Below are 26,429 nucleotides of genomic sequence, written 5' to 3'. Positions count from 1 at the left end.
GGACATCCCAATGACTTCCGTCTTATCGTTGGGATATCCAATGAGTTCGAACGGGGGAGGTCCTGTGCTGCGCATTCGCCATGAGGTCGACGGTGGACCCGAGGTGCTGCTCGCCGAGGAGGTCGACCGGCCCGAGCCGGGGGCCGGGGAGGTCCTGGTCCGGGTCGAGGCGGTCGGGGTGACCCTGCCCACCGTGCGCAAGCTGCGGGGGAGCGGCGAGCCGGTCCCGCTCGGCGGCGAGGTCGCGGGGGAGGTCGTCGCACTGGGGGCGGGAGTCACCGACCTCGGCGTCGGGGACCGCGTCACCGGGCTGTGCTTCGCCGACGCCTACGCCGAGTTCGCGGTCCTGGGTGGCGCCATGGCGTCCCGCATCCCGGACGGCGCGACCTCCGTGGAGGCGGTCGCGCTGGTCCGCAGCGGGCTGGTCGCGCGCGGCGCCTACGAGGCCGCGCGCCCGGAGCCCGGCGAATCGGTCCTGGTCACAGCGGCTGCCAGCGCCGTCGGCACGCTCGCCCTCCAGTACGCCAGGGCCGGCGGGGCGGCCCGCGTCGTCGCCGCCGTCAGCAGTGCCGACAAGGCCGACTTCGTCCGCGGACTGGGCGCCGACGAGGTCGTGCACTACGGCGACTTGGGCGGCCCGTACGACGTGATTCTCGACGGCGTCGGCGGCAACCTGCTCGGCCCCGCCGTCCGGGCCCTGGCGACGGGCGGCCGACTGGTGGCCTTCAGCTCCGGCGGCGGCACGGTGGAGGCGTACGAACTGCTGCTCCGCGGCGCCTCGTTGATCGGCTTCCAGATGCGGGCCGTCGCCCTGGCCAGGCCCGAGCTGTACCGCCGCTGGCTGCGCGAACTCTGGCAACTGCGCGACGCGGGCACCCTGCGCCCCGCCGTGCACGAGGAGATCCCGCTCCGCGACGCCGCCCGGGCGCACGCCCTCATCGAGCGGCGCCGCAACCTCGGCAAGGTCGTCCTGGTCCCGTAGCCGCAGCCTCTCCGGTCGATCGCGCTCGTCGGGGAAAATGCGGTGGCGGAAGGGTCGTTCGCGGGCGAGCATGGCCCGCATGAACGATCAACCCGAGCGATGGACCCAGGCGACCGTCTATCCCGACATGTGGCTGAACCCCGACGACGACCCCCGTGACAACGAAGGTCCGGGCCCGGACGGGGAGTTGCCGACCCTGCGGGAGGCGATCACCAACTACCGGCTCACCCTGCGCCTCAAGTGCGACGGCCTGGACGCCGAGCAGCTCGCCCGCCGTTCGGTGCCGCCGTCGACGATGTCGCTGCTCGGCCTGGTCCGCCACCTCGCCGAGGTGGAGCGGGACTGGCACAACTGGATCACCGACGGCGAGCGGCTGCCCAAGCTCTACGGCGCACGGGACGCGGACTTCGACGGAGCCGTGGCCGAACAGGCCGTGGTGGACGCCGCGTTCGCCGACCTGGAGCGCGAACAGGATTCCCTGGACGCGGCGTTGGCCGTCCACTACGCGGACCTCGGTGCGCGCGTGGGCCGGGAGGGGCTGGCGGTCCGCGAGGTCATGCTGCACATCGTCGACGAGTACGCCCGCCACTGCGGCCACGCCGATCTCCTGCGCGAGTGCGTGGACGGGCGGGTCGGGCAGTAGTCGCTCCGGCGCGGGCGCGGGCCGTACCTGGCGGCGGCCGTCGGCCGGACGGGGACCTCCCGGGCGGACTGGGTCGACGCCCGGAGGTGGGGTGGTGCGGTACGGGGTGGGGACGGTCGGGCGGCGCGCTGTCGCGCTTCCGACGTGGCGGCCCCGGGTCAGCGACCGGCCGGACGATCGATTGTCCGGCCGGTTCGCTGGGTGCGGCGACAGGCCGCGGTGGTGCTCACCCGCCGAGGCGGGCGAGGAGCAGGCGTGCCCGCCGGGTCTTGGTCTCGGCGCGGTTCTTGAGGTTCATCGCGTGGGCGAGGCGGTGCTGCTCGGCCTCGCGCATCCGCTCGTTGATGATCGCGCGCGCGGTTTCGAGGTGGTAGGTCATGACAGTTGTTCCCCCTGCCGGTGGGTGGCCCGCCGATGGCTTAGGCATCGGCCCCAAGGCCCCCCTTGCACCTCTGATTCTACACCAATTTTCGAGACCTGCTCTCCATTTCGCAGCCGAGTCGGGCTGTTGTCCTGGTGTTTGAAGGTCTGTTGGTTGGTGAGCATTGGGTGTGCCGGATATGTCCGCCCGCCGTCCGGCGGTGAACGGGCGGGGGCTCCGCGCGAAGCCCCCGCCCGTTCATTGCTGCGTCCCAGGTCAGACGGCCTCGGTCGGCAGCCCGGTCCCGGCGGGCAGGTCGGTCTCGGTGGGCAGGCCGGCCTCCACCCAGTCCTGGATGCCCTCGCGGTACTTGCGGACGTCGGTGTAGCCGAGCGCGGTGAGCCGGTCGGCCACCTGGCCGCTGTTCGGGCAGGCCGGGTTGGAGCAGTAGGTGACGATCGCGGCGTCACGGTCGGGGAGCACGGTGGACGCCCGGCTGTCGAGCTCGGCCGCGATCAGCGCCACGGCGCCGGGAAGGTGCTGCTGGGCGTAGTAGTCGCCGCCGAGCGTGTCGACGACCGTCACGGCGCCGGCCTCGATCGCGGCTGCCAGTTCGTCGCGGGTGATGAGTGCGGTCATGCCGCCACCTCCAAGAGAATCGGACTACAGTCCTGTTATGGCCCACGACAGTACCGGACCGCAGTCCGCTTATGCAACGCCCCTGGAACTGCTGCGCACACCGCCCCCCAAGGAGCGCGCCGACGCGGCCCGCAACCGGATCGCGGTGCTGGACGCGGCCGCCAGGCTGTTCGCCGAACACGGCGTCGAAGCGGTCTCCATGGACCAGGTCGCCGCCGCCGCGGGCGTCGGCAAGGGCACGCTGTTCCGCCGGTTCGGCGACAAGTCGGGTCTGGCCGCCGCGCTGCTGGACACCCGCGAACGCGTCCTCCAGGAGGCCGTCCTGCACGGCCCGCCCCCACTCGGCCCCGGCGCGCCGGCCGACCAGCGCCTGGCCGCGTTCCTCAGCGCCTACCTCGACTACCTGCTGGAACACCTGGCCCTGGTCCGGATGTCCGAGACCGCCACCCCCGGTGCCCGCTACCGCATCGGCGCCTACCGCTTCTGGCACCGCCACGTCGCGATCCTGCTCGCCCCCACCACCCCCGACCCCGACCCCACGGCCCACGCCCTGCTCGCCGCCCTGGCCGCCGACCACGTCGCGGCCCTCCTGTCCGAACTCGGCGAACAGCGCATCCGGGCCGCCGTCCTCCGCCTCGCGGAGCGCGCGATGTGACGTCCCGGCCCGGTGGCTCCGCTGCCGGGCCGGGACGGCTCTCCCGGCCGGACCGTCAGCGGGCGCCCTCCACCGTGCGGACGGCGTCCGCCAGCCACTTCCGGTACCAGAGCGTGAAGGTCATCGGCTCCTGCCCAGCCCCGAGGAGCGGCTCAAGATCCCGGTCGTCCGCCCGGTCGTCGGACCAGATGCGACCGCGCTCGGGCCCGCTGACCACGAGCCACTGGCGATAGGCGCAGCCCAAGTGGGACAGGACGACGGCGCCCACGGTTCGCTCGGGGCTCCACAGCAGTGCCTCCCACCTCCTCTCCCACGCGCCCAGCGCCAGGCCGAAGCCTTCCGCCTCGTCGAAGTCCTCCCTCCGGGGGCACTCCTCCTGGAGAGCGTCGAGCAGGGCGGGATCGGGGCCCTGGACGGGGAAAGCCTCGGACAGGCGACCCGGGTCCAAGAGGTCCGCCCCGTCCCCTTCCCAGCTCCAGCGGTCGCCCGCGCGGCGAACCGGGAACAAGCCGTACCCCGGTCCCGCGCCACCGGCGCCGACCTCGATCAGGAAGGCCCGGTAGTCCTCGGGGAGCCGGATGCCCAGCTGTGTTTCCAGTTGGTCGACCTCACCTTCGTCGAGCGGGTCCTCCAGCGCGAACCCGTGTCCCCTGGAACCGAAGACGGCGGTGGCTCCCGGCGCCTTCGCCAGTTCCTGTATCTGCTCGCGGACGCCCGCCCAAGATCCAATACTCATGCCCGCAGGGTACGAGCCGGTTCCGACATCCGGTGCACCACCCGCACCGGTGGCACCGGGCGCGCCCCCGGTGCCGCCGCACTGTCACAGGACGGTCCCCGCTCGGTGAACGGAACCCGATCGCCGTTCCCAACTCCCCTTCACCACACCATCCTTGGGCTGTCGCCCGGACGCCACGACCCGTCCGGGCGAAGGCGGAACGCCGTCCCCGCAGCGTGCGGCGGGGAGCGTCCAGGTGCGAGTACAGGGGGACAGGTGGGAGCGGTCACGGTCATCGGCGCCGCCGCGGCGCAGAACGAATCCCGACCCGCGTGGATGGGGGCGGTGATCCGCGGCGGACAGCACGTCGCGGACGCGCTCGGCATCCCCGCCCATCTGACCACCATGGACCCGGACACCGCCTTCGGCGTGATCGCCATGCCGGTCCTGCTGGCACTCGTCCTCCTGGGCGTCCAGGCCGGGTCCATCGCGCGCGCCGTCACCTCGCGCGACTTCTGGGACGACACCGGCCGCCTGCTCGGCGTGGCGCAGCTGCTGCTGCTCGTGCTCGCCTACGCGTTCGGGGCGGGAGGGCAGTCCCGCTCGTTCGGCGCCGCCGTCGGGGACATCCTCTCCGGGCAGTTGCCGGACCTGCTGCCGATGGCCGTCGCGACCCAGTGGCTGCTGCTCTCCGTGCTCTGGCTGGTGGTCGGCGCGTCCGCCGGAGTCCGCCGCTCGGACCTGACCGCCCCGTTCGACGCCGTCCGCGGCATGGCCCTGATCGCCGTCTTCGTCGTGGCGTTCACCGCCGCCTGGATGACACCGCCCAGCGGCCCGGGCCCCGCCGGTCGGCTGCCCGCGGTGGTCGCGGTCGGCGCCGTCCTCCTCCTGTTCGGCTACCTCAGCGCCGTCAGCCGCGGCCACGAGCAACGGCCGGACATCCTGCGCCGACGCCGCGAGATCCTGGAACACAGCTTCCGCAGGCCCGGCGACGTGCCCGGGCACACCGCGCCGAACCGGCCCGAGGAGGCCCTCATCGCCGCCCTGCTCGCCCGGGGACAGGACCGGCCCGTGCCGCCGACGGGCAGCATCTGGCTGCCCGCCCCGGCCCTGGTGCTGCGGCTCTGCCTGCTCTGGGCCGCGCTGCTCGGCGTGCCCGCCGCCGCCGTCACCTGGATCTTCAGCACCGGACACTTCCCCCCGCCCGACCTCCCGGGCGTCCTGCGCGTCGAACTGGCCGTGCTGTCCGTGATGGTGCTGATGATGGTGTTCTCGTTCCGCCGCAACCTCGACGGCCGGATCCGGGTCTCCCCGGCCGTCCCCCGGCTGATCGACCTCAGCCTGCTGCTCTCGGTCGGCTGGCTGGGCCTGTCCGGCGCCTGGAGCTCCCCGGTGACCCTCGGCCCACTGCCGGCCTGGGTGGTGGCACTGGGTCCGCCGTTGGTGATCGCCTCGTTGGTGTTGCTGCTCGGCGTCCTCCCGCACCGGCGGCAGACTCCTCGGCTGCCCCTCGCCCTGGCCGTCGCCGTGGCCGCGGGGCCGTTCGTCCTGCCCCTGCGTGCGGCTCTCCAGCACCTGCTGGGCGGGGTCGTGCACGCGCTCGGGTAGGCCGGTTTGGCGTCGGTGGGCAACCTTCTTCGTGGAAAGGAGACTTCCGGCTCAGCTGGGTGCAGCGGCGGGCGTTCTCGGTACCGGGACAACCCTGCGGGTGCGGGGAGCAGGCGAGGTAGGCCATGATCTGAGCGTCCGTCACGGGACCAACCCCGCATGCGCGGGGAGCAGCCCCGGGCCTCCCTGGTGGCGCTGGCAGAGCTGGGACCAACCCCGCATGCGCGGGGAGCAGGGTAGGTGAGCTGCGGGTCTATCTGGCGACAGGGCGGAGTTTTGCAACTTTCAGAGATTCGGGCATTTCGGTCACCCTTGCAGGAGGGCTAAGCATCCGACTCACCCTATCCGGTTGAGCGCGCCGAGTCCTCGGCTGACCTGGACGGACCTGCCGTTCGCTCGTGGGCACGGGAGGGTCGTCCCGTGTCGCGATCCGACCGAGGTCAGGAAGGCCTGTCCGCCCCGGCCGTACGGCTCCTGGATGTGAGATTCCAAAGGGCCAGTGGTCGTGGCCGGCCGGCGCGGACGCTGTGCGACATACGGTGGAGCGATGACCTCGGGCTACTGGAACCACAACGTTCACTACCACCGGTTCGTGCTCGACGCCGTGCCGTCCGGTTGCCGTGCGGCATTGGACGTGGGATGTGGCGAGGGATTGCTGGTGCGCAAGCTGGCCCGGCAAGCCCGGTCGGTGACCGGTGTGGACAGCTCCGGCGAGATGATCCGTCTGGCTCGCGAACGCAGCGCGGGTCTGGCCGGAGTGACTTTCCTGGAGGCGGACTTCCTCGACAGCGCTTCGAGTGGTCCGCTTGCCGCAGGTGCATATGACTTCGTCAGTGCGGTAGCGGTAGTTCATCATGTCGACTTCGCACAGGCGGTCGAGGCCATGGTGCACCTGCTTGCGCCTGGTGGACGCCTGGTGATCATCGGCTTGGCCCGCAATCGGACGCCGCAGGACTGGATCATCAGCGGTGCGGGAGTCCCGGTCGCCCGGTTCAACGCCCGCCGTCACGGGGGCAAGACCGACCCGGACGGCATGCCCGTCCAGATGCCGACCATGGCCTGGGGCGAGGTTCGCAGGGAGGCGAGACGACTGCTGCCCGGGCACCATTTCCGCCGCCATCTGCTGTGGCGGTATTCGCTCGTCTGGAACAAGCCGGTCGGCGGGGCGAACAAGTCATGAGCCGACGCCCACCTTCACCACGTCTTCCCGTACCTGCCTCAGCAGCCCGGCTGCAACGAGCGGCTGCGGGGAGCAGAGTCGGTCACCCTTTCAGGTGGCCGCGCATCCGACCCACCCAATCCAATCCGGGCAGTCCGAGTGCCGGTCCGTCGTCGGCGATGCCGGCCGGGGCCCAGCCGTTTCTAGCGTGCCACCCCACGCCGGAGGAATGCTCCGTGCGCGTCCTGTCGCGCCCTGCCCACCCCGGAAGCACGGCTCCTAGCCTGTGAACGTCACGCCATGACGCTCCGTCATGGCCAGTGCCGACGAAAGGGAACCGCCTGTGCAACGCCGCCGAATCGTCGCCGCCGCCCTCACCGCCGCGCTCGCCCTCGGCACGGCCGGCCTGATCGCACCCCAGGCCACCGCCGCCGTTCCCGGCGGCTGCTCCTACGCCTCGTCGAGCTACCGCCCGGTGCTCAGCCAGGGTTCGACCGGCGCCGCCGTCAAGCAGGCCCAGTGCCTGACCAACGTCTGGGGCGGCGTCCCCAAACTCACCGTGGACGGCATCTTCGGCCCCTCGACCCGCACCAAGATCAGGTGGATCCAGGGCTGTCACGGCCTCTCCCGGGACGGCATCGTCGGCCCGGCCACCTGGGACGCCCTCTACAACCCCGTCCCCGACTGCTACAACCCCTACCCGGGCTAGCGAGCGACTTCCGGACCACGCCGACCAGTTGTTCCCACGGCTCCGGAACGGCTCGCTGACACATGTGACGCAACGGCACCACCCGGCGCCCCGGACCCGGCGTGCTCACCGCCGAGCCGCCGGGAAGCGCGACCTCCGGCAGGACGATCAGAGCGCCTCCGCGAGCAGTGTCCGCGCCATCGGGTTTACTCCTTGCCGTGGACAGCACCGCTCATCTCGACGTGATCGAAGACCTCTTGGCCCGGCCGGTGCCGGGCGACGTGCCCGGCCCGGAGGGTGGACCAGGAGTCCAGGGCTACCACCTGGTCGATCTCGCAACTGGCGAGCTGAACGATGTGATGGCCGCGCTGAGGTCGCGGTTCGGGCCGTCCAGAACCGTGGCCCTGGACGGGTTCATGGATCCGTCGCTCCGCCGTCTGCCGGGTCCCCCGCTGGCCGATGTCCTCGCGGACCGGGCCATCGAAATGTACGGGTGGAGTGTGGGACAGAGGTGGCTCAGCGTCGGCCTGTTCAAGGGCGTCGGTGGTGCCGCCCCGCGTCTGGCCGCTGTGGTGGCTCCAACCCCCGCAGGCCGGACGGGAGCCACTGTGCTGTCGTGGGCCGAGGAACTGGCGCTACTCACCGGTTGGCAAGGGCCCAGGCGGCCGGTCGACTGGGAGTCCGTGGAACGGAAGTTGGGCCTTCGCCTACCCCGGGACTACAAGCTGCTGGCCGAGACCTTCGGCGCGGGCATTTTCGACGACAACCTCGAACTCTGCGCGCCGGGCTCGAAGTACTTGGACCTCGAACTGATCACTGCCGACCCCACCGAGTTCGTTGGTCCCGCCCCTTCCAACAGGCCTGCGATCAGGCTCCTCCAGTGGGCCACGACCTCGGCCGAGCACTCGTTCTGCTGGATGGTGGAGGACCCGGACCCGGACGAGTGGCCGGTCTTTGCCCGCAGTGACAGTTGGGCGCCTTGGACGCGCTTTGGCTGCTCGTCGGCGGAGTTCGTCCACCGGATGCTGACTGACCCGCAGCATCCGTACTCCCTCGCCCGGCACTTCGATTCCCATTGGTTCACCCCCGCCGAACAAGCCGGGTAGGCATCGTGAGGACGGCGTGCCGGCCGGTGGCTCCGCCCGGCAGGGGAAGGGTGGTGTGCGCAAGTGCGACCGGCGCGACTTGCTGAGGTGTTGAAGGAGTCCGCGTCCTTAGTGACTGACCGCTGTTGACGGTGTGCCGGTCGGCGGCGGCCTGTGGAGGTGGGCCGTGTTCACCGGCGGAGTGCACCGCGAAGTCGTCGACGGGGAGCAACCTCGCATGTGCGGGGAGCAGCCGTCGCCGAAGTCGAGCAGCCCGATGGGGATGGGACCAGCCCCGCATGCGCGGGGAGCAGCGTTTCACCTGTTCACGAGGTGGGCGCGGACGGGGACCAACCCCGCATGCGCGGGGAGCAGCGTGAGGCCTACGCCAACGACCAGGGCAGCCCGGGATCAACCCCGCATGCGCGGGGAGCAGCCCGTCGGGCATTCAGGCTTTGGTGGCCACCAGGGACCAACCCCGCATGCGCGGGGAGCAGCCGCCGACCACCAGGTCGCCGCCCACCGCGGTGGGACCAACCCCGCATGCGCGGGGAGCAGATCGCCGATCTCCTCGGCCCGGTGGCCGACCTGGGACCAACCCCGCATGCGCGGGGAGCAGAGGTTGGCGTCGATGAGGTCGACGGTGTCGGCGGGACCAACCCCGCATGCGCGGGGAGCAGAGTCGGTGAGCTGCGGGTTTATCCGGCGACAGGGCGGAGTTTTGCAACTTCCAGAGATTCGGGCAATTCGGTCACCCTTGCTGGCGGACTATGCAGCCGGCCCACCATATCCAACCCGAGTAGTGCGAGTAACTCCGGCCGACCTGGACAGATCGGCCCTGCGCCCGGCGTGCACGGGGTGGGCTGCCCCGCGTTCTGACAGGGCCAGGGTCACGAAGGCGTGCCGGAGTATCGGCCCGTCAGATGGGCGATTTCGACAGGGAGCGGTTCGTAGTCCTCGGCGAGGGCATCTCCTTCGGCTTTGTCGCGACGGTTCGTTCAACACCTCGAACAGCGCCGCGTCACAGTACAGTTCGACCGGCCGGCGCCGCCCCGAACCGCCCCTCAGGACCGGAACGTACGCCGGTAGGCGTCAGGCGGCACACCGACGCTGCGGTGGAAGTGGCGCCGCAGGGTGGTGGCGGTGCCCATTCCTGTCGTCGCGGCGATGGTGTCGACGGTGGCGTCGGTCGTCTCCAACAGTTCCTGGGCGTGGCGGATGCGCTGGGTGTGGAGCCACTGCAGCGGCGTGGTGCCGGTGAGGTGCTTGAAGTGGCGGCCGAGGTGGCGTGAGCTCATGCGGGCCTGGCGGGCCAAGTCCTCCACGGTGAGCGGCTGGTCCAGTCGCTCCAGCGCCCAGGGGAAGAGCTCGTCCAGGGGGTGGTTGCCTGGGGCGGGAACGGGGGTGGCGATGAACTGGGCCTGGCCGCCGTCGCGGTGCGGCGGGACGACCAGGCGTCGGGCGATCCTGTTGGCGACGGCCGAACCGTGGTCGAGTCGGACCAGGTGCAGGCACAGGTCCATGGCGGCGGCCTTGCCCGCGGAGGTGAGGACGTCGCCGTTGTCTACGTAGAGGACGTCCGGATCGACGGCGGCTGCCGGGTGGCGCCGCGCCAACTCCGTTGTGTGGGCCCAGTGGGTGGTGGCGCGCCTGCCGTCGAGCAGTCCGGCCGCGCCCAGGACGAAGGCGCCCGTGCACAGTGAGGCCACGCGGGCGCCGGCCGCGTGGGCGGCGCGTACCGCCTCGACCAGTTCGGCGGGCGGTTCGCGGTCCGTGTCGGCCCAGCCGGGGACGATCACTGTGTCCGCGTGCGCGAGGTGGTCGAGTCCGTGGTCGGGTTCCAGGCGGAAGCGGCCGACGCTCACCGGCGCGTTCCCGCACAGGGAGAAGTCGTACCAGGGGTCCACGAGGTGGGTCAGGTCGGACCCGAAGACCTCGACGGCCACGGACAGTTCGTAGTGGAGCATGCCGTCGGTGACGGCCAGCGCGACAGCGGGCATGTCCGAAACTGTACGCAGCGTGTCGTTTCCGACGCTCGTCCGGGGTGCCGCCACAAGGACAGGATGTGGGTGTCGGGCCGCAGCGGACCGGCATCGCAGCAGGTGTTCGAGCGGACGGGGAGCAGTCTCATGGGGTCAGGTCAGCTGGTGGCGGTGTTCGGCGCGTATGGTCGCACCGGGCGGTTCGTGGTCGCGGAGCTGACCGCGCGCGGGTTCGTTCCGGTGCTGTCGGGGCGCAACGCGCGGGCTCTGGAGGAACTGGCCGACGAGCGCGGGTTGGAGGCCCGGGTGGCGTCGGTCGATGACCTCGCCTCGCTGGACCGGGCCCTGGCGGGAACGGTGGCGGTCATCAACTGCGCCGGGCCCTTCGCCTCGACCACCGGTCCCGTGATCGAGGCCGCGCTGCGCGCGGGGATCCCGTACCTGGACGTGGCCGCCGAACTGGAGGCCAACCTCGACACCTTCGCGAACTACCGCGAGCGGGCCCGGGAAGCGGGAGCGGTGATCGTCCCGGCCATGGCCTTCTTCGGCGGTCTCGGCGATCTGCTCGTCACCGCCGCGATGGGCGACTGGACCGAGGCCGACGAGGCGCACATCGCCTACGCGCTCAGCAGTTGGCACCCGACCGCCGGCACCCGGCTCTCGGGCGCCGTCTCCCGCGAGCGGCGCGGCGATCGCCGCCTGCGCTACAGCGGCGGACAGTGGGAGCACCGCACCGATGCCGCGCCCACCCTGGAGTGGGCCTTCCCGGAGCCGATGGGCCCGCGGCCGGTGATCGGGGAGTTCACGATGGCGGACGTCGTCACTGTCCCGCAGCACCTGTCCATCCCGGACGTGACCACCTACATGAACACCGAGGCGGTCCGGGACGTCGCCGCTCCCCACACGCCCGCCCCGACCGCCGCCGACGCGAGCGGGCGCTCGGACCAGACCTTCCTGGTCGACGTCGTCGTTCGCTCGGGCAACGCCGAAGCCCGGATCACGGCCGGCGGCCAGGACATCTACGCCGTCACCGCGCCCCTTGCCGTCGAGGCCCTCGAACGGGTGCTGACCGGCGCCACCAGGACCATCGGCGTCGCCTCCGCCGGCGAGATGTTCGACGCCCCGGACTTCCTGCGCGCGTTGGGCCCGCACATCGCGCTCGACCTGCATCCGGAGAAGCTGACGGCCTGATCTCAGCCGCCCGGTCGGCTGAGGGGCGTGCCCTCAGCGAGCCACGGCGACACAGGTAGCCCTCGTTCAAGGTTCGATTCCCTGCTGGACCATCGTTGCCCATAGGCGCGAACCGAGCCAGGTCCTGGAGTGCGGCGCCGGGCAGGCCGGGTAGGAGATCAACCCCGCATGCGCGGGGAGCAGGTTCCGCACCCGCCCTGTCCACGCATCACGCCGGGACCAACCCCGCACGTGCGGGGAGCAACTGCCGATCGCGCTGACCATGCTGGTAATGACGGGACCAACCCCGCATGCGCGGGGAGCAGGATTGGTCGGCGCCGTGGAATACACGGCGGCAGGGACCAACCCCGCATGCGCGGGGAGCAGCTGATCCCCGCCGCCCACTTGTTCACGGTGTTGGGACCAACCCCGCATGCGCGGGGAGCAGCCCTTGGGGTCGGCGTAGATGATCGCGATCCCGGGACCAACCCCGCATGCGCGGGGAGCAGAACCGGCCAGCCCGAAGGGCTTTCCAACCTCGGGGACCAACCCCGCATGCGCGGGGAGCAGTGGAGAACCACAAGCACGACGACGTCAAGGCGGGGACCAACCCCGCATGCGCGGGGAGCAGTCACCCCTCGGGGTGTCCCACCGGCCCGCTGCGGGACCAACCCCGCATGCGCGGGGAGCAGTCGCTGCCGAACTCGGCGGCCTGCTGGTCGCGGGGACCAACCCCGCATGCGCGGGGAGCAGAGTCGCTGAACTGCGGTTCTACCCCGCGCGGGGGCGGGATTCTGCAACTTCCCGAGGTTCGGGCATTTCGGTCACCCTTGCAGGCAGGCTGCGCATCCGGCCAACCCTATCCAACCCGAGCAGTCCGAGACCTCCGGCCGATCCCCTTGCCCCCGCACGTGCCGCGTCCCGCAACTTCGACGGCGGGTCCGATGGAGGCGGTTGCCTAGACCGCAGTGCGGCGGGCAAGGGGAAGCCGTGGTCGCATAGCGCCGCCACATCCCGCAGCGGTGTACGCGGGAGCGCGCAGCCGACTTCAACGGAACTGCCGCTGGCGGACCGGACGTTACCCGGACATGCTGAGCACGGTGAGCCTCACGGGAAGCCTGCTGTTTCCCGCTGCCCTGGTCGCGGCGTTCTTCGTCCTGGCCGCCGCGCGACAGTTCGTGCTGCGAGTCCAGCGGCCCGCATGGGTGCTTCAGCGTCTGCAGCAGCGCGACGACCTGGGCGAACGCGGGGTCGGGGCCACCGCGACCGAGGAGCTTCACGCGCTCCTCTATCCCGGCAAGAGAGTCCAACTGGAGCAGCGCCGGATCGAACTGGTCCTCCGCGACGACGAGAACGACGGCGCGCCTCGCAAGCCGGGATCGACCTCGATGCCGGCACCGCGACCATCCATCGGTTCCCGACCGGCGGCCCCAGCGTGCCGATCCGCAGGAAGTAGCCGAACCACGCCGCCAGGACCGGCGAGCGGTCGCGCTGGACGAGTGGATCCGAAATGCCCGATGGCGTCTGCCAGCTGGGAGGCATCATTGGGAGTCCAACCTTGAGGGAGTGCTGCCGGTGATACTCGACCGTGACCCCGTGTGCGACGAAGTGGATCTCACGGCGTCGGCAGAAGAGCTGAATCGTCTGGCGGATGCAGTGGCCGAGGGCGAGGGGCTGCTCAGCTCCACGGCGTCGAACAGCGACACCCTGACGGGGGTCGAGGTCAAGAGGACGCCCGGCCCCGGAGTCCTCATCCATCTTGACTCCGAGCGGCAGATCCTTGTGATCAGCGGTGATGTCGCGGGGAGGGCGGTGCTTGCGGACAATTTGCGCGGCATGGCCTCCGCCGAGGACGGAGGCCATCTCCACATCGACTACCACCCCGGGCACTTCTACCTTGCTGAAGGGTCTGTGCCGTTGGTGGTCAACAGTCCGCACGGAGGCATGCCGTCCCGGTGAGTGGGGCCGCTGCGATCAGTGATCGCAGGCGACCAGCGACCGGGTGGCCGGTGCACCGACCTTGTTGCGACTTGCTCGGCTGTTCGCAGCCTGGGCGGCGAGGCCGAACCGATCGGGACAGCGTGAGAGGAGCAGGAGATGTCGGGGGACAGTAGTGAGGACTGGCGCGGCACAAGGAGCGCCACAGAGCGGGTCGTCAACGAAGTCGCCCAGGGGCTCCGCACGCTGGAGAGCGGGACTGCCTGGTTCTCACTCCTCTCCCAGGAGGAGCGGAGGGCTGTCCTGCGGGAGGTCGCCGGCTACGCGATGCAGGCGCACATCACGGCCGCGGACGGGAGTGCGGGAGTGGCTCGGTCCGGTGTGAAGCCCACCGCGAACGCCTCCGTGATGATCTGTATGGATCCTCCTCGCTACGGGTTCGCAGCTCTCCCTGCCGAGGAACACGTCAAGGCGTTCCGTGTCCTGGTCTCGGTCTTTGCCGTCGCCGACACCCGGCGCAGACAGACAAGTTGCCAGGGCGGTTGCGGACACTCGTGGCACAACCTGCCTACCCCGGGCCGGCGGCCATAACGAGATCCGAAGTCGACCTCACCGACGGCGTCCGGGGGAGCAGGCCGGCAGTGGACCGGGCACCCGGAGTGTCAGCCCGAGCCGGTCGGGCTCGGAACGGCGTGATGGACTTGGCCGACGACGCGCCTCCCTGCCTGCGGCCGCTGGACGGGCCGGTGATCGGGTGCAACAGGAAGTGCGAGAGGAAGGCGCGACAGGAGGGTGCGGGGCATGGGAGAGGATCCACTCATCGCGGCGGTGCGGAGCGGGGACCACAACGCGGTCAGAATGCTGCTGGAGGACGGGGCGGATCCCAACGCCGTCGATGAGCAGGACGTGCCCGCGCTCTGCCTGGCCGTTGCCGCGTTCGACTCCTCGGTCGCCGACTACCTGGTGTCGGGTGGCGCCGATGCGGCCGTGTGAGGGCCTCTTCCGCGCTCGGGGTCAGCAGGTCGGCTGCGAGCTGACGGCTGAGACCTTCGGAGTTCGTCGCGGGAGCCCGGTGGAGTGGGAAGTCGGAGAGCCCGACTTCCCACTCCACCGCCGTTGCTGTCAGCCGGAAGGCTTCGCGAACGCCGGCCGCACGAGTGCGGCGAGCGGGGCCGGAGCCGCCGCCGCGAGGAGTGTGAACAGGAACCCGGACGGCACGTAGTGCGGAGTGGGGCACTTCGATGGCCTCGATCGGCTCGTTCCTCCCCGTCCAACCGGTATATCCGTTCGAACCGCCGGTGACCGACGGGCTCTGGCCGAGGTTTCTCGCGTGCGTCCGGTGGGCCAAGGTCCGCCCACCGTTGTCGACCGCTAGGAAGGGTCCGTGCAACCCGGGCCTGGCGCTCCACAGTCGCACGGGGTCCGGCGCTACACAGGGGCCGGACCCCGTTCGCGTTCCCCACCCCGGAAAGGAAGGTCCAAGAGCCGAGCCGCTTTGGGAGGAGGCGTTCACTGGGCTGGGGGTGCGGCAATTGGAGGGCCTGGCGCGGGAACGGGGGTGGTAACGATCCCGTCGGCGTAGGAACGTGGTGATTGCGACGCAAGATCCTCCGCGACTGCCATCACCCAGCTGCACAACCTCGTCCGAACCGCCTGAGCGGGTTGGACAACGTGTCGACCTGCTCGGTGCGCTTGAAGTCCGCGATGGTGCCGGACTCGTCGTCGGCTGTGTGCAAGTCGCTCGTCTCCACGTGGACGGCGCTCTGCTGAGTCGTCTCCCGAAGGGCTGCGAAGTCAGGAACCGGTTCGGCCCGTTGCCGACAGCATCCGTGGGGACCGGTGGTGTTTAGGCGCACCGCTCCATTGCTGAGGGGATCAAACCGGATGCACAGGAGCAGCGCTCTCGGGGATCAGCCCCGCATGCGCGGGAGCAGGGCCATGGACTTCCAAGTCGACCAGGACCGCAAGGGACCAACCCCGCATGCGCGGGGAGCAGCGAGCACCCGGACGCCGGCGGCCTGCCGCTCCACAGCGTGGCGCCGGGACCAACCCCGCATGCGCGGGGAGCAGGGCCTGGGTGCCCTTGCCCTCGTTGACCAGCCGGGACCAACCCCAGATGCGCGGGGAGCAGGGAGCACCTGGCGCCCCTGCGCGGTGCGCTCGGGGACCAACCCCGCATGCGCGGGGAGCAGCCCGCCCTGCACCCCCGGGACTCCCGGGGCCGGGGACCAACCCCGCATGCGCGGGGAGTAGGTCGGCATGGCACTGGTCCACCTCGGCTGCCAGGGACCAACCCCGCATGCGCGGGGAGCAGGCGTCAGTGACACGGCGGGGATACTCGTAGATGGGACCAACCCCGCATGCGCGGGGAGCAGCAGGCCCGGCCGGAACAGTTCCGCCCGGAACTCGGGACCAACCCCGCATGCGCGGGGAGCAGAGTCGCTGAACTGCGGTTCTATCCGGCGCGGGGGCGGGATTTTGCAACTTCCAGAGATTCGGGCATTTCGGTCATCCTTGCAGGCAGGCTGCGCACCCGGCCAACCCTATCCAACCCGAGCAGTGCGAGACCGTAGGCCGATCCACGTGCTCGCGCATGTGCCGCAGTGTTGCCAGCACGGCCTTGTTGCGTGCTCGGGCCGTCGCGGGAGCCGGGTGGAGTGGGAAGTCGGAGAGTCCGACTTCCCACTCCACCGCTGTTGCTGTCAGCCGGAAGACTCGCGAACGTCGGCTGCGTGAGTACGGCGAACAGGGCCAGCACCGCCGCCGCGAGGAGCGTGCGGATAGGAACCCGTACGGCACGTAGCGCGGAGTGGGAACTTCGACGACCTCGATTGGCTCGTTCCTCCCCGTCCAACTGGTGGATCCGTCCGAGCTGCTGATAACCGAAGGGATTCGGTCCAGGTCTCTCACATGCGCCCAGTGAGCCAAGGTTCGTCCACCGTTGTCGGCTGCGAGGTCGGTCCGCGGTGGCCGATCGGTCTTCGGCCTTGAGCTTCGCCGCATGGGGCGCGAGCGAGTCGTGAGCGTCGGAGGAAGCCTCGGCTGCCCCGGATCTGGGGCAGCCGAGAAGGGCGGTGAGAGCGGCGACCGAGGCCACCACCCTCAGGCCGGCGTGGACGACCGCGCAGGCGCGTTGCTCGTCGAGCGGGAACGGCGGCGAAGCGAGGCGACCGGGCTCTCCCAGATGCCGGAGCCGCCCGCGCCCCGGGGGCAGCCCTGTGCCTCGTCCCGGCCCCGCCCCGACGCGGCCGCGATTCGGAACATGGGCGTTGAGCTGGTAATCTTTCGCATGTCGCGAGGGAGTTGATTCCTCGCCAGGCGTCAGCGGTGCTACCAGAGCACGTCCTACTTTCAGTAGGAAGAGTCCGTGCAACCCGGGCCTGGCGCTCCACTGTCGGACGGGGTCCGGCGCCACACAGGCGCCGGACCCCGTCTGCGTTCCCCGCGCCGGAAGCGGTTGGACCAGTCCTCTCCATCCACGGCCCCGCCACTCACAGTTCGTCGGGCCCGAGGTTGGCCGGGACGGGGCCTCGGCGAGGCTTCCGCCTCGGCAGCCGACCCCGACCTCGGCGATCAGGTCGCCGGCTCCCTCGCACTCCAGGGTGCGCTGCACCGGTACGTGCCACTGCCGTTGCCACGGTCCGGGGCGATGACGACCGCCGGCCCGAGCATGTGGCCGACACTGGGTCGGAAGCCGAGTCGCCGCATGCTTTTGAGCAGATCCTCGGCCTTGGAACCAACCCCGCACGCGCGGGGAGCAGGCACGACGGCTGGCCTCGCCGCCCAGCGACTCGGGACTAAACCCCGCCTGCGCGGCGAGCAGGGGAGTCAACGAGTGGAGTTCCGCATCCGCATGGGATCAACCCCGCATGCGCGGGGAGCAGCTGGAGACCGAGGGCGCCACCCTCGACGTCGAGGGGCCAACCCCGCAGGCGCGAGGAGCAGGTGAGCTGGTAGTAGAAACCACCGACCCAGGCGGGACCAACCCCGCATGCGCGGGGAGCAGCCGATGAAGTTCGCCGGGACGTTGAACTGCTGGGGACCAACCCCGCATGCGCGGGGAGCAGCCGATGAAGTTCGCCGGGACGTTGAACTGCTGGGGACCAACCCCGCATGCGCGGGGAGCAGAGTCGGTGGGCTGCGGGTTTATCTGGCTGTAGGGCGGAGTTTTCCAACCTCCAGAGATTCGGGCATTTCGGTCGCCCTTGCAGGTGGGCTGCGCTTCTGGGCCACCCTATCCAACCCGGGCAATCCGAGTTCGTGGATCGATCTGAACTGATCTGGTCTCCGTCCGGTGGGCGCGGGTGGGTGTCCCGCGCCCCTACCCGGACGGGGTCAGGAAAGCGCGTCGGAGCGCCGGTTCGCCAGGCGGGCGATGTCGTCGGCGATGCTGGCCAGTGGGTCCACGGTGCCGATCGAGCGGAACCAGTCCCACAACTCAAGGGCATGGTAGAGCCGGTAGAGGTCCAGACGTTCCGCAGCATCGCCAGGGAGGGGTCCGTAACCCTCGAACAGGGCGGCGCGTTCGGGTGCGCCGCGGCCGAGGGAGTAGTAGTCGGTCTTGGCGAGGTCGATCAGGGGGTCTGCGGCGATCGCGTTCTCGACGTCGATGATGCCGGTCACGCGGGCCGCGGCCCCGGGGGCGACGAGGACGTTGCCCTCGTGGAGGTCGTTGTGGCAGAGGACGGCGGACCGGCAGTTGTCGAACAGGGCGCCGTCGCGCTCGATGCGCCGTGCGACCGCGTCGTGGAGTCGGTCGTCGCCGCCGAGGGTCTTGAACTCCGCGAGCTTCTTGGCGAACTGGTGCCGCATGTAACTGCCGTTGTCCGGGCGAGGGTCGAGGATGCGGTCGGTCAGGTATCCGTAGGCTTCCTGGCCGACCCGGTGGATCGTGGCGAGGGTGGCGCCCATCTGCCGGTAGAACGACGGGATTTGTGCCGCATCGAGATCGTTCGACGCCTCCGACAAGGGGCGTCCGTCCAGCAGGCTCAGGATGGTCACGGCCCGGCCGCCGGGTGCTCCGGTCGGCGTGTGGTGGAGCACTCGCGGTACCGGCAGGGAGCCGAGGCCGGCGAGGATCCGGTAGACGTGGACCTCCTTGGCCTGCTTCCACGCCCACTCCGGTGCGTACACCTTGAGGATCGCGTGGTGAGCGGGATCGGTGCAGCGGAGCTCGTACACCGTGCTCAACTGGCCGCCCGTGCGCGGCAGTACGTCGACCACCTCGGCTTCGGGGAACACCTCCCGCAAGAGCGGTTCGGCCCACGCGGTCCCTGGCGGCGACTGATCCGGCTGCGGCATGCGTCGACCCTAGGGACCGACGCGTCGCGCGGCAATCGAATTGCCGGCGAGTGGGTGGAGATTCCGGCACGAGCCTCGTCGCCACGATTGACCAGGAGCAAGTCGGCGCGGCGCACCCGCCATCACGGGCCGGTCGCGAGATGGCGGTTGCGCCGTGTTCAGGCCAGCGTTCAGGCCAGGGTTCAGGTCAGCCGGGTGGTGGCGTATGCCTCGATGGCGTCGCGCTGGTACGCGGCCAGGCCCGGGGTGATCGCCTCGTAGGCGGTGCGCCAGGAGTCGTTGTCCACGCAGGAGCGGCCGATGGCGCGGAACTCCTCGGCGGACACGGTGTGCAGTTCCACCAGGGCCCGGTACTGGGCGTCGATCTCGGCCTGAACGGGTTCGGCGTCGGCCGGAAGGCCGGCGGTCATGAGCTCGGCGAGCCGGATCATCTGTGCGGTGCGCTCGCGCTGTCCGGCCTCGACCTCGGTCGGGTCCATCGTGGCGGCCCGCTGGTTGGCCGCTTCGGCGAACTCCGGGAAGTCGCGCAGGCTGTCCTCGTACTGGGTGGGCTGGATGCCCTCGAAGAGGTTCTCCGGGCGGTTGATGGTCATGGGATTGCCGTCCTTCCTGGACTGCTCCAGTTCGGCGATCGTGCGGGAGACGGTGTCGGCGAGGGCATCGAGGCGGTCCCGTTCGGCGAGCAGCCGCTGGTGGTGGCTGCGGAGGGCATCCACCTCGTCGACCCGCGCCGCGAGGATCCGGTCGATCTCGGGCAGGCCGACGCCCAACGCCCGCAGTACGAGGATCTGCTGCAGCCGAAGAAGCTGGCGCTCCTCGTAGTAGCGGTGGCCGTTGGCGCCGAACCGGGCCGGAGGCAGGAGCCCGGTCTCGTCGTAGTGACGCAGCGTCCGCGCGGTGACGCCCGACATCCGGGCCACCTCTGAGATCGGCCAGTCCATCACGACTCCTGCACGTGTGTCGCCGGGCCGGTCTCTCCGGCCCTGGCTATGACCGTAGGAGCTGCCGCAGCGGCAACTTCAACCCCGGGGTCCACATCCCCGGCAATCGAACAGGCGCGGTCTGCATCCCGAGTCCGGTGGAGGCAGCGCAAGGTCGAACGGGGTGGTCGGCAGCGGATCGGGGTGATCCGCTGCCGGCCGAGAGCTCGGGGTTATTCGGCGGGGGTGCCGTGGAGGAGGAGGGGGAGGTGGGCGCCGCGGGTGAGGGCGTCGAGGGCGTGGGTGGTGCGGTGGTGGTGGTCGGGGTGCATGGTGTCGGCGAGTTGGGCGCGGTGGAGCCAGTGGACGGCCGTGACGGTGTGCGGGGGTCGGTGGCGGGCGACGGTGGATTCCTGGGCGGGGCTGAGGCGTCCGCCCCAGTGGACGAGGTGGAGGGCTTCGGGGAGGAGTCGGGTGGGGGTGTGGTCGGTGGCGAGGATCTTGCGCAGAGGCAGGACGAGGCCGGTCTGGGTGTCGGTGTGGCGGCGGGCGGCGTGGTGGGGCAGTTCGTTGGCCTCGGCGGGTCCGCCGGGCAGGACGAGGCCGGACTGGTGGGTGGTGCCGATGACGAGGAGGGCGCCGTCGCGGTTGAGGATCAGGGCGTGGTGGTGGTGGCGTCGGCGGGGCGGGGTGGTGAGGAGGGTCGGGAGGTGGTGCAGCACGGTGGGGCTCCTGGGGTGGTCAGTTCTCGGAGTCGGGGTTCTTGGGGGTGAGCCAGGTGAGGCAGGCGGGGAGTCCGGCGCTGATGCCGGTGGCGAGGATCAGGCCGAAGATGAGGAGTTGGGGTCCGAGGGGTCCGTCGTGGATGGGCCAGCAGACGAGGGCTGCGGCGAGGGCGCTGAGGGTGGGGACGACGAGGGCGGCGACGACGAGCCGGAGGGAGCGGTTCACGCCACGTCGGAGATGCGGGGCCGGCTGGGGTGCTGGACGGTGAGGAAGCGGGGGGTGGGCAGGGCCTGGATGCGGTTGGGCTTGGTGGTCCACTCGCAGCCGCCGGCCTCGTGGCGCAGGTAGACGAGCCCGGCGAGGGTGTCCATGTAGACGGCTTCGAGGGGCTTGCCGGAGGTGTCGAGGCGCGCGAGGTCGCGGACGACCTCCCCGACGGCGGGCTTGTACACGGGAATGCGGGGCTGCGAGGGCATGTTGGCTCCATTGGTTGCGCAGGGTCCCGGATCTCTCACGGGGTGTAGCCATCGTGCCCCCCCTGTGCTTACGATGGCCAGGGTCTGAACGTTGACCAATCGGGCGTGTGAAAGGTGCCGACGTTCATGGATGAGCCCGTAATTGACGAGATGTCATCCCCGGCTGTGCGCTTCGGCCAGGAACTTGCCAGGCTGCGGGAGGCGCGGGGCTGGTCGCAGGTCGGACTGGGGAAGCGCATGGGGTACTCCAACACCCTGATCTCGTACATCGAACGAGCGAAGCGTCCTCCAACAAAAAACTTCGCTGTTAAAGCCGACATGGTGTTCGAGACTGGAGGTACGTTCTACGAACTCTGGTGCAGGCATGCGAAAGAGGGTCTGTTGGAGGGCTTCGAGGAGTTCGCCGACGAGGAGACGAAGTGTCGGCGTGTGCGTGGATTTGCGCTGACCATCGTGAATGGCCTCTTTCAGGTCCAGGAGTATGCCGAGGCCTTGGCCTACGCAGCGGTCCTGCGTGGAGCAATCTCCCAGTCGGAGGCCGAGCAGCGAGTCGAGTTCGTGCTGGCCCGGCAGCGTGTGCTCGACCGGAAGAAGCCACCGCTGATCCATGTCGTGCTCGATGAGGACTGTCTCGTGCGTACGGTCGGCGGGCGGGCTGTCATGCTCAAGCAGCTCGACCGAATCGTGGAGTTGGCAGCTCGCTCCAACGTCACCATCCAGGTGGCGCCGTTCTCCTTGGGGGAGAATCTGCCGTTCACGATGCCGGTGACCCTGCTGGACCTCCAGGACGGGGCGGTCGTCGGCTACGCCGAATCGCATGCTCGCGGCCACCTTGAACGAAGGCGTGAAATCGTCTCGGTGTGGGAGAGGGAGTACGATCAGCTGGTGGTGGAAGCCCTGCCCAAGGCGGCATCCCTGGCACTGGTCCACAAGGCTCGAAGGGAGCTCACTCCATGAACCCGAACACGTCTGATGCGTCCTGGTTCAAGTCGTCGTACTCCAACAACGGCGGCGAGTGCGTGGAGGTTTCCGCGAGCTTCCCCGGCGCTGTCCCCGTCCGTGACTCCAAGGACCCCGAGGGCCCGGCCCTCGTCTTCCCGGCCGACGCTTGGCGTTCCTTCGTCGCCGGTGTGCAGGCGGGCGAGTTCGGCACCGTCTGACCTGAACTCACCATCGGCCCCGACCGGATTCCCGGTCGGGGCCGATGTGTTGAGGCGCCCGCGCTACCGTCGGTGATATGAACCCTGTGAGCTGGCGCAAGAGTTCCTACAGCCAAAACGGTGGCAACTGCGTCGAAGTCGCGCCCGCCGTCCCCGGTCTCGTCCCCGTCCGTGACTCCAAGGACCCCGAGGGCCCGGCCCTCGCCTTCCCCTCCGACGCCTGGAGCGCGTTCGTCGCCGCCATTCAGGCAGGCGAGTTCGGCGCGGTCTGACTGGATCCCGCCGTGGCCGTCGGCCGGATTTCCGGTTGAGTCCCATGTGTTGGGGAGTGGCGCTACCGTCGGTGCCATGACTCCTGTGAGCTGGCGCAAGAGTTCCTACAGCAACAACGGTGGCCAGTGCGTCGAGGTTGCACCCGACGTCCCCGGCCTCGTTCCTGTCCGTGACTCCAAGGACCCCTCCGGTTCTGTCCTCGTCTTCCCCTCCGATGCCTGGAGCGCGTTCGTGGCCGGTGTGCAGGCGGGGGAGTTCGGATCCGTCTGACCTGAACGGCCCGTGGACCTCGGAAAGATTCCCCTTCGGGGCACGGGAGCCGAGGTGGCCGCGCTACCGTCGATGGCATGAACCCTGTGAGCTGGCGCAAGAGTTCCTACAGCACCAACGGCGGCGAATGCGTCGAGGTCGCACCCGAGGTCCCCGGCCTCGTCCCGGTCCGTGATTCCAAGGACCCCTCCGGCCCGGCCCTGGCCTTCCCCTCCGATGCCTGGCGGTCGTTCGTCGCCGCCGTTCAAGCGGGCGAGTTCGGCACCGTCTGACGCGTCACAGGGCCGACACCGCCCGCCGATACGCCCCCGGCGGGGCGCCGAAGTGTCGCTTGAACGCCCTCGCGAACGCGAACTCCGAGGTGTAGCCGGCCTTCTCGGCCACGGCACCCAACGAATCGCCCGTCTCGCGCAGCATCCGCGCCGCGATCGCCATCCGCCACGTCGTCAGATAGCTCAACGGCGGCTCGCCGACCACCGCGGTGAACCGCCGGGCGAACGCCGCCCGCGACAGCCCGGCCCGGTTTCCCAGCAGCTCCACCGTCCACGGATGCGCGGGGTCGTCGTGGATCGCCTTCAACGCGGGCGCGATCAGCGGATCGTTCAGCGCCGACGCCCACCCCTGCGTCCGCTCCCTCGGCAACTCCGCGTACCAGGACCGCAGAATGTAGAGCAGCAGCAGATCGACGAGCGCCGTGACCACCGAGTCCGAACCCGGTTGCGGCCGGTGGATCTCGGAGCAGAGCTGGTCGACCGCCGAGCGCAGCGCCGGATGGCGACCTGGGCCGGCCGGGAGGTGGATGACCTCCGGGAGGTCGCCGAGCAGCGGATGCGGCCGGTCGATGTCGAGGTGGTAGGCCCCGCACACCAGGACGCTGCGAGTGCCGTCGCCCCCGACACCGAAGGACCCGATCGGCGAGGAGGTGTCGACGCGGTCCGGTTCGAAGGACACCGGCTCGCTCGCGACCGCGTCGCAGATGGCGTGATCGGTGCCGCGCCGCAGGAACACCACGTCACCGGGGCCCAGTTCGATCGGATCGCCGCCGACCGGGAGCAGAAAACAGCGCCCTTCGACCACGACGTGGAACCCGGCTCCCGCGATGGGCTGGAAGCGCACACCCCACGGCGCCCGAGCCTCGGTGCGGACGACGGACGGACGCCCGGTGCGCAGAGCGGCGAGTGTGTCGCTGAGGATGTCCATTCGCCCACCCTAGCGCGCCATTACCGAGACGATCGGACAGAGAATCGAGACTTCACGTCATTCACTGTCTCTAGGCGCGAGCCGTAGCGTCCTCGGCATGAACAACATGAACAGCACGGACAACACAGCGGACACCCAGCGCGTCGTCGTCATCGGCGGCACCTCCGGCGTCGGATTCGCCGTCGCGCAGGCAGCGGCGGCCCGGGGCTCGGACGTGGTCGTCGCCTCCAGCAATCAGGACCGGGTCGACCTGGCGGTGAAGAAGATCGGTGACCGGGCCGAGGGCATCGTGCTGGACGTCGCCGACGAGGCCGCGATCGTCGCCTTCTTCGACCGGGTCGGCGAGTTCGACCACCTCGTCTACACGGCGGGCGAGCCCCTGCTGCTGAAGCCGCTCGCCGACCTCGGCGCCGAGGAGTCGCGGGCGTTCTTCGAGCGCCGCTTCTGGGGTGCCCTGCTCGCCGCGAAGTACGCGACGCCGAAGCTCCGTTCCGGCGGTTCGATCACCCTCACCTCCGGCGCCTTCGCCACCCGGCCCGTCCCCGGCGCCCTGCTCGGCGCGAGCATCACCGCGGCCGTCGAGGGCGTGACGCGGGCCCTGGCCCTGGAACTCGCCCCGCTGAGGGTGAACGCCGTCCGCCTGGGCGCTATCCGCACCGAGCTCTGGGACAGCACCGTGCCGGATCCGGACGCCTTCCTCCAGGCGCAGGGCAGCGGCCTTCCCGTGCAGCGGGTCGGCACCGCCGAGGAGGCCGCGGCGGCCTACCTCTACCTCCTCGACAACGGTTACGCGACGGGCACCGTGCTCACCCTCGACGGGGGAGCGGCCCTGTCCTGACGTTCGTGGCTGTCGGACCGGTAGGCCAGGTCCGACAGCCACGGCCCGGCGTGCGGCCGCCGGCGCGCCACCACCCGGGGTCCTGTCACCCGAACGGCCGCTGCGCGTATCCGATGGCCGGGAAGCCGCGTTGGTATGGCACCGAGTGGCAGGGCGGTGCTCAACCGCTCCCGACGGCACCTGATCACGACAGCAGCAAAAGAGGGCGGCATGCTCCAGATCTCAGTCGAGCACTCCGAGATCGGCCCGGGTGAGGCCCACCGGTGGCACCTTGTCCCCCTGACCGGTGACGACGGGCCCGCCCCGCGTCGGATGACCGGCTACAACCAGGCGAAACATTTCACCGTTGCCCAGTACGCGCAGAGCGTCGACGACCCGATCCGGTCGTACGTCGCGGCGAGCTTCGAACTCACCGGCCAGGTGGACCTGGACGCTCTGGCGGCCGCGATGCTCCACCTGGTGCAGCGGCACGAGGTGCTGCGGGCGATCTACCAGCTGCTGGCGGGGGACCTCGGCTGCGAGGTCCTCACCCCGGACGAGGTGGCCCTCAAGCACGTCTACGGCGGCCCGTTGGAGACCACCGGGCAGGTCACCCGGCACCTCCAGGAGGCGTTCCAGGAGGTGGACACCCTCTCCTGGCCGCTGATCACGATGGGCGCGGTGGTGCGGCCCAGGTCCACCACCGTCTGGTTCTCCTGCGACCACCTGGTCACCGACGGGCTCTCCAGCGCGATCGCCATCAACGACATCGCGACGGCCTACCGGAGTCTGACCTCCGAAGCCGAAGCCGAAGCCGAAGCCGAAGCCGAAGCCGCGCCGCCGACCGCCCCCGCCACCGCCCCGGGTGCGGGGAGCTACCTGGAGTTCAGCCGCACCCAGCGCCGCGCCAATCGGGCGATGCGAGCCGACGATCCCCGGCTGGACCACTGGCGGGGCTTCCGCGACCGCAACGGCGGTCTCTTCCCGCGCTTCCCGCTCGACCTCGGCGTCCGGCCCGGGGAGCTGTACGCGCCGGTGGCCGGTACCGAACGACTGCTGGACGCCGATCGGATCGAGGAGTTCGGCGCCGTCTGCCGGGCGCTGGGCGGACGGCTGTCGATGGGGCTGCTGGCGAGCGTCGCCATCGCCCTCCGGGGGTTGGGCGGGCCGCCGGTGTACCGAGGACTGATGCCGTTCAACGAACGCGGCCGGGGTGACTACGCGGAGTCGATGGGGTGGTTCATCAACACCCTGCCGATCGAGTTCCCCGTCGGGCCGGAGGCCGGCCTCGGCGACGTGCTCGCCGACGCCCAGGACGCCTACGCCGAGGTGCAGGCCCATGCCGAGGTGCACTTCGTCAAGGCGTGGAAGCTGCTCGCCCCGGCCGAGTACGCGACGCTGCGCTACTGGCCCTACGCGGTGAACTTCTTCTCCTACATCGACTGCCGCAGGCTGCCCGGCGCGGACCGCCACCTCGCCCAGCAGGCCCGGATGCACGTATGGGTGTCCGGCTGCAACGGGATCCTGCACTGGCTGCACCGCACCGACGAGGGCCTGTTCGTCAACACCATCCACGCCGACACCCCGCAGGCCCGGGACGTCAACCGGGCGCTGCTGGACGGGATCGCCGGTGTGCTGACCGAGGCGCTCCCGACGTAGCG

General features: G+C 70.4%; 29 protein-coding genes and 3 CRISPR repeat arrays. Of the genes, 19 read left to right on the top strand and 10 right to left on the bottom strand.

Going from position 1 to position 26,429, the window contains the following annotated elements; genetic code table 11:
* The first annotated feature begins 64 nt into the window (after positions 1-64).
* Together ACW14Y_RS09125 and ACW14Y_RS09120 are read left to right on the top strand one after the other, a co-directional pair.
* Positions 65-982 (top strand): quinone oxidoreductase family protein, encoded by a 918-nt coding sequence (locus ACW14Y_RS09125; RefSeq protein ID WP_456986479.1) that lies wholly within the window; start codon positions 65-67, stop codon positions 980-982.
* Positions 983-1,052: 70 nt separating this feature from the next.
* On the top strand, positions 1,053-1,625 hold the full coding sequence (locus tag ACW14Y_RS09120) for a DinB family protein (RefSeq protein WP_456986478.1): 573 nt from the start codon (positions 1,053-1,055) through the stop codon (positions 1,623-1,625).
* A 226-nt stretch (positions 1,626-1,851) separates the two neighbouring features.
* On the opposite strand, the gene ACW14Y_RS09115 is transcribed toward ACW14Y_RS09120, so the two are convergent.
* Together ACW14Y_RS09115 and ACW14Y_RS09110 are read right to left on the bottom strand one after the other, a co-directional pair.
* Positions 1,852-2,004, bottom strand: coding sequence for a hypothetical protein (locus tag ACW14Y_RS09115; RefSeq protein ID WP_266275668.1), 153 nt, complete (start codon positions 2,002-2,004; stop codon positions 1,852-1,854).
* Positions 2,005-2,262: 258 nt separating this feature from the next.
* Positions 2,263-2,625, bottom strand: coding sequence for a rhodanese-like domain-containing protein (locus ACW14Y_RS09110; protein WP_456986477.1), 363 nt, complete (start codon positions 2,623-2,625; stop codon positions 2,263-2,265).
* A 37-nt stretch (positions 2,626-2,662) separates the two neighbouring features.
* Here ACW14Y_RS09110 and ACW14Y_RS09105 point away from each other — a divergent pair, with 37 nt between their 5' ends.
* On the top strand, positions 2,663-3,280 hold the full coding sequence (locus tag ACW14Y_RS09105; RefSeq protein ID WP_456986476.1) for a TetR/AcrR family transcriptional regulator: 618 nt from the start codon (positions 2,663-2,665) through the stop codon (positions 3,278-3,280).
* 55 nt (positions 3,281-3,335) lie between these two features.
* On the opposite strand, the gene ACW14Y_RS09100 is transcribed toward ACW14Y_RS09105, so the two are convergent.
* Positions 3,336-4,016 (bottom strand): SMI1/KNR4 family protein, encoded by a 681-nt coding sequence (locus ACW14Y_RS09100; RefSeq protein WP_456986475.1) that lies wholly within the window; start codon positions 4,014-4,016, stop codon positions 3,336-3,338.
* 255 nt (positions 4,017-4,271) lie between these two features.
* Between ACW14Y_RS09100 and ACW14Y_RS09095 the strand changes: the two genes are divergently transcribed.
* From ACW14Y_RS09095 to ACW14Y_RS09080, 4 genes are all read left to right on the top strand, one after another.
* Positions 4,272-5,603, top strand: a complete 1,332-nt coding sequence (locus tag ACW14Y_RS09095) for a hypothetical protein (RefSeq protein WP_456986474.1) — start codon at positions 4,272-4,274, stop codon at positions 5,601-5,603.
* Between the two features lie 547 nt (positions 5,604-6,150).
* Positions 6,151-6,783 (top strand): class I SAM-dependent methyltransferase, encoded by a 633-nt coding sequence (locus ACW14Y_RS09090; RefSeq protein ID WP_456986473.1) that lies wholly within the window; start codon positions 6,151-6,153, stop codon positions 6,781-6,783.
* 322 nt (positions 6,784-7,105) lie between these two features.
* Positions 7,106-7,471 (top strand): peptidoglycan-binding domain-containing protein, encoded by a 366-nt coding sequence (locus tag ACW14Y_RS09085; protein WP_456986472.1) that lies wholly within the window; start codon positions 7,106-7,108, stop codon positions 7,469-7,471.
* Between the two features lie 197 nt (positions 7,472-7,668).
* Positions 7,669-8,556: a hypothetical protein gene (locus tag ACW14Y_RS09080; RefSeq protein WP_456986471.1), complete on the top strand. Its 888-nt coding sequence runs from the start codon at positions 7,669-7,671 to the stop codon at positions 8,554-8,556.
* 203 nt (positions 8,557-8,759) lie between these two features.
* Positions 8,760-9,215: a CRISPR direct-repeat array (repeat unit 29 nt; unit sequence GGGACCAACCCCGCATGCGCGGGGAGCAG).
* Positions 9,216-9,599: 384 nt separating this feature from the next.
* On the opposite strand, the gene ACW14Y_RS09075 is transcribed toward ACW14Y_RS09080, so the two are convergent.
* On the bottom strand, positions 9,600-10,535 hold the full coding sequence (locus tag ACW14Y_RS09075; RefSeq protein ID WP_456986470.1) for a helix-turn-helix domain-containing protein: 936 nt from the start codon (positions 10,533-10,535) through the stop codon (positions 9,600-9,602).
* Between the two features lie 129 nt (positions 10,536-10,664).
* On the opposite strand from ACW14Y_RS09075, the gene ACW14Y_RS09070 reads away from it, so the two are divergent.
* The 5 genes from ACW14Y_RS09070 (at position 10,665) to ACW14Y_RS09050 (ending at position 14,618) form a co-directional block, all read left to right on the top strand.
* Positions 10,665-11,708, top strand: coding sequence for a saccharopine dehydrogenase family protein (locus tag ACW14Y_RS09070; RefSeq protein WP_456986469.1), 1,044 nt, complete (start codon positions 10,665-10,667; stop codon positions 11,706-11,708).
* Between the two features lie 154 nt (positions 11,709-11,862).
* Positions 11,863-12,440: direct repeats of the CRISPR family, unit length 29 nt; unit sequence GGGACCAACCCCGCATGCGCGGGGAGCAG.
* A gap of 335 nt (positions 12,441-12,775) precedes the next feature.
* Complete coding sequence (locus ACW14Y_RS09065) at positions 12,776-13,249, top strand: DUF6191 domain-containing protein (protein ID WP_456986468.1); 474 nt, start codon at positions 12,776-12,778, stop codon at positions 13,247-13,249.
* 13 nt (positions 13,250-13,262) lie between these two features.
* Positions 13,263-13,646, top strand: coding sequence for an Imm32 family immunity protein (locus ACW14Y_RS09060; RefSeq protein ID WP_456986467.1), 384 nt, complete (start codon positions 13,263-13,265; stop codon positions 13,644-13,646).
* 138 nt (positions 13,647-13,784) lie between these two features.
* A complete protein-coding gene (locus tag ACW14Y_RS09055) occupies positions 13,785-14,216 on the top strand; it encodes a DUF5958 family protein (RefSeq protein ID WP_456986466.1) in 432 nt (143 codons plus the stop codon).
* A 210-nt stretch (positions 14,217-14,426) separates the two neighbouring features.
* Entirely contained in the window at positions 14,427-14,618 is a 192-nt protein-coding gene (locus ACW14Y_RS09050) for an ankyrin repeat domain-containing protein (protein WP_456986465.1), read from the top strand.
* Between the two features lie 974 nt (positions 14,619-15,592).
* Positions 15,593-16,062: direct repeats of the CRISPR family, unit length 29 nt; unit sequence GGGACCAACCCCGCATGCGCGGGGAGCAG.
* A gap of 1,898 nt (positions 16,063-17,960) precedes the next feature.
* Here ACW14Y_RS09050 and ACW14Y_RS09045 read toward each other — a convergent pair.
* From ACW14Y_RS09045 to ACW14Y_RS09025, 5 genes are all read right to left on the bottom strand, one after another.
* On the bottom strand, positions 17,961-18,926 hold the full coding sequence (locus tag ACW14Y_RS09045) for a phosphotransferase family protein (RefSeq protein WP_456986463.1): 966 nt from the start codon (positions 18,924-18,926) through the stop codon (positions 17,961-17,963).
* 182 nt (positions 18,927-19,108) lie between these two features.
* Entirely contained in the window at positions 19,109-19,867 is a 759-nt protein-coding gene (locus tag ACW14Y_RS09040; protein WP_456986462.1) for a MerR family transcriptional regulator, read from the bottom strand.
* Between the two features lie 212 nt (positions 19,868-20,079).
* Entirely contained in the window at positions 20,080-20,568 is a 489-nt protein-coding gene (locus ACW14Y_RS09035) for an NUDIX domain-containing protein (protein ID WP_456986461.1), read from the bottom strand.
* A 19-nt stretch (positions 20,569-20,587) separates the two neighbouring features.
* On the bottom strand, positions 20,588-20,797 hold the full coding sequence (locus ACW14Y_RS09030; protein ID WP_456986460.1) for a hypothetical protein: 210 nt from the start codon (positions 20,795-20,797) through the stop codon (positions 20,588-20,590).
* Complete coding sequence (locus ACW14Y_RS09025) at positions 20,794-21,048, bottom strand: hypothetical protein (RefSeq protein ID WP_456986459.1); 255 nt, start codon at positions 21,046-21,048, stop codon at positions 20,794-20,796. The genes ACW14Y_RS09030 and ACW14Y_RS09025 overlap by 4 nt, the downstream gene beginning before the upstream one ends.
* Before the next feature lie 126 nt (positions 21,049-21,174).
* Between ACW14Y_RS09025 and ACW14Y_RS09020 the strand changes: the two genes are divergently transcribed.
* The 5 genes from ACW14Y_RS09020 to ACW14Y_RS09000 all read left to right on the top strand — a co-directional run bounded on the left by ACW14Y_RS09020 (position 21,175) and on the right by ACW14Y_RS09000 (position 23,023).
* Positions 21,175-22,005 (top strand): helix-turn-helix domain-containing protein, encoded by an 831-nt coding sequence (locus ACW14Y_RS09020; RefSeq protein WP_380299431.1) that lies wholly within the window; start codon positions 21,175-21,177, stop codon positions 22,003-22,005.
* Positions 22,002-22,208, top strand: a complete 207-nt coding sequence (locus ACW14Y_RS09015) for a DUF397 domain-containing protein (protein ID WP_456986458.1) — start codon at positions 22,002-22,004, stop codon at positions 22,206-22,208. The genes ACW14Y_RS09020 and ACW14Y_RS09015 overlap by 4 nt, the downstream gene beginning before the upstream one ends.
* Positions 22,209-22,285: 77 nt before the next feature.
* Positions 22,286-22,480, top strand: a complete 195-nt coding sequence (locus ACW14Y_RS09010; RefSeq protein WP_456986457.1) for a DUF397 domain-containing protein — start codon at positions 22,286-22,288, stop codon at positions 22,478-22,480.
* Positions 22,481-22,556: 76 nt separating this feature from the next.
* Positions 22,557-22,751: a DUF397 domain-containing protein gene (locus tag ACW14Y_RS09005; protein ID WP_456986456.1), complete on the top strand. Its 195-nt coding sequence runs from the start codon at positions 22,557-22,559 to the stop codon at positions 22,749-22,751.
* A gap of 77 nt (positions 22,752-22,828) precedes the next feature.
* Complete coding sequence (locus ACW14Y_RS09000; RefSeq protein WP_456986455.1) at positions 22,829-23,023, top strand: DUF397 domain-containing protein; 195 nt, start codon at positions 22,829-22,831, stop codon at positions 23,021-23,023.
* 4 nt (positions 23,024-23,027) lie between these two features.
* Here ACW14Y_RS09000 and ACW14Y_RS08995 read toward each other — a convergent pair whose 3' ends face one another.
* A complete protein-coding gene (locus ACW14Y_RS08995) occupies positions 23,028-23,951 on the bottom strand; it encodes an AraC family transcriptional regulator (protein WP_456986454.1) in 924 nt (307 codons plus the stop codon).
* A 97-nt stretch (positions 23,952-24,048) separates the two neighbouring features.
* Here ACW14Y_RS08995 and ACW14Y_RS08990 point away from each other — a divergent pair, with 97 nt between their 5' ends.
* Together ACW14Y_RS08990 and ACW14Y_RS08985 are read left to right on the top strand one after the other, a co-directional pair.
* Positions 24,049-24,789: an SDR family oxidoreductase gene (locus ACW14Y_RS08990; RefSeq protein ID WP_456986453.1), complete on the top strand. Its 741-nt coding sequence runs from the start codon at positions 24,049-24,051 to the stop codon at positions 24,787-24,789.
* A 210-nt stretch (positions 24,790-24,999) separates the two neighbouring features.
* Positions 25,000-26,427: a condensation domain-containing protein gene (locus ACW14Y_RS08985; RefSeq protein WP_456986452.1), complete on the top strand. Its 1,428-nt coding sequence runs from the start codon at positions 25,000-25,002 to the stop codon at positions 26,425-26,427.
* The last annotated feature ends 2 nt before the right edge of the window (positions 26,428-26,429 follow it).

Source organism: Kitasatospora sp. cg17-2 (assembly GCF_054031055.1).
Note: the sequence above shows the minus strand (reverse complement) of the source record. Positions and strands in the feature narration are given on the sequence as shown.

Excerpts from the sequence above, each read along its gene's own strand:
- ACW14Y_RS08985 (WP_456986452.1), top strand. The coding sequence starts at position 25,000 with ATGCTCCAGATCTCAGTCGAGCACTCCGAGATCGGCCCGGGTGAGGCC.
- ACW14Y_RS09075 (WP_456986470.1), bottom strand. The coding sequence starts at position 10,535 with ATGCCCGCTGTCGCGCTGGCCGTCACCGACGGCATGCTCCACTACGAA.
- ACW14Y_RS09015 (WP_456986458.1), top strand. The coding sequence starts at position 22,002 with ATGAACCCGAACACGTCTGATGCGTCCTGGTTCAAGTCGTCGTACTCC.
- ACW14Y_RS09115 (WP_266275668.1), bottom strand. The coding sequence starts at position 2,004 with ATGACCTACCACCTCGAAACCGCGCGCGCGATCATCAACGAGCGGATG.
- ACW14Y_RS09100 (WP_456986475.1), bottom strand. The coding sequence starts at position 4,016 with ATGAGTATTGGATCTTGGGCGGGCGTCCGCGAGCAGATACAGGAACTG.
- ACW14Y_RS09005 (WP_456986456.1), top strand. The coding sequence starts at position 22,557 with ATGACTCCTGTGAGCTGGCGCAAGAGTTCCTACAGCAACAACGGTGGC.
- ACW14Y_RS09050 (WP_456986465.1), top strand. The coding sequence starts at position 14,427 with ATGGGAGAGGATCCACTCATCGCGGCGGTGCGGAGCGGGGACCACAAC.
- ACW14Y_RS09025 (WP_456986459.1), bottom strand. The coding sequence starts at position 21,048 with ATGCCCTCGCAGCCCCGCATTCCCGTGTACAAGCCCGCCGTCGGGGAG.
- ACW14Y_RS09040 (WP_456986462.1), bottom strand. The coding sequence starts at position 19,867 with ATGGACTGGCCGATCTCAGAGGTGGCCCGGATGTCGGGCGTCACCGCG.
- ACW14Y_RS09055 (WP_456986466.1), top strand. The coding sequence starts at position 13,785 with ATGTCGGGGGACAGTAGTGAGGACTGGCGCGGCACAAGGAGCGCCACA.
- ACW14Y_RS08995 (WP_456986454.1), bottom strand. The coding sequence starts at position 23,951 with ATGGACATCCTCAGCGACACACTCGCCGCTCTGCGCACCGGGCGTCCG.
- ACW14Y_RS09070 (WP_456986469.1), top strand. The coding sequence starts at position 10,665 with ATGGGGTCAGGTCAGCTGGTGGCGGTGTTCGGCGCGTATGGTCGCACC.
- ACW14Y_RS09000 (WP_456986455.1), top strand. The coding sequence starts at position 22,829 with ATGAACCCTGTGAGCTGGCGCAAGAGTTCCTACAGCACCAACGGCGGC.
- ACW14Y_RS09065 (WP_456986468.1), top strand. The coding sequence starts at position 12,776 with ATGCTGAGCACGGTGAGCCTCACGGGAAGCCTGCTGTTTCCCGCTGCC.
- ACW14Y_RS09045 (WP_456986463.1), bottom strand. The coding sequence starts at position 18,926 with ATGCCGCAGCCGGATCAGTCGCCGCCAGGGACCGCGTGGGCCGAACCG.
- ACW14Y_RS09010 (WP_456986457.1), top strand. The coding sequence starts at position 22,286 with ATGAACCCTGTGAGCTGGCGCAAGAGTTCCTACAGCCAAAACGGTGGC.
- ACW14Y_RS09020 (WP_380299431.1), top strand. The coding sequence starts at position 21,175 with ATGGATGAGCCCGTAATTGACGAGATGTCATCCCCGGCTGTGCGCTTC.
- ACW14Y_RS09110 (WP_456986477.1), bottom strand. The coding sequence starts at position 2,625 with ATGACCGCACTCATCACCCGCGACGAACTGGCAGCCGCGATCGAGGCC.
- ACW14Y_RS08990 (WP_456986453.1), top strand. The coding sequence starts at position 24,049 with ATGAACAACATGAACAGCACGGACAACACAGCGGACACCCAGCGCGTC.
- ACW14Y_RS09120 (WP_456986478.1), top strand. The coding sequence starts at position 1,053 with ATGGCCCGCATGAACGATCAACCCGAGCGATGGACCCAGGCGACCGTC.
- ACW14Y_RS09105 (WP_456986476.1), top strand. The coding sequence starts at position 2,663 with ATGGCCCACGACAGTACCGGACCGCAGTCCGCTTATGCAACGCCCCTG.
- ACW14Y_RS09090 (WP_456986473.1), top strand. The coding sequence starts at position 6,151 with ATGACCTCGGGCTACTGGAACCACAACGTTCACTACCACCGGTTCGTG.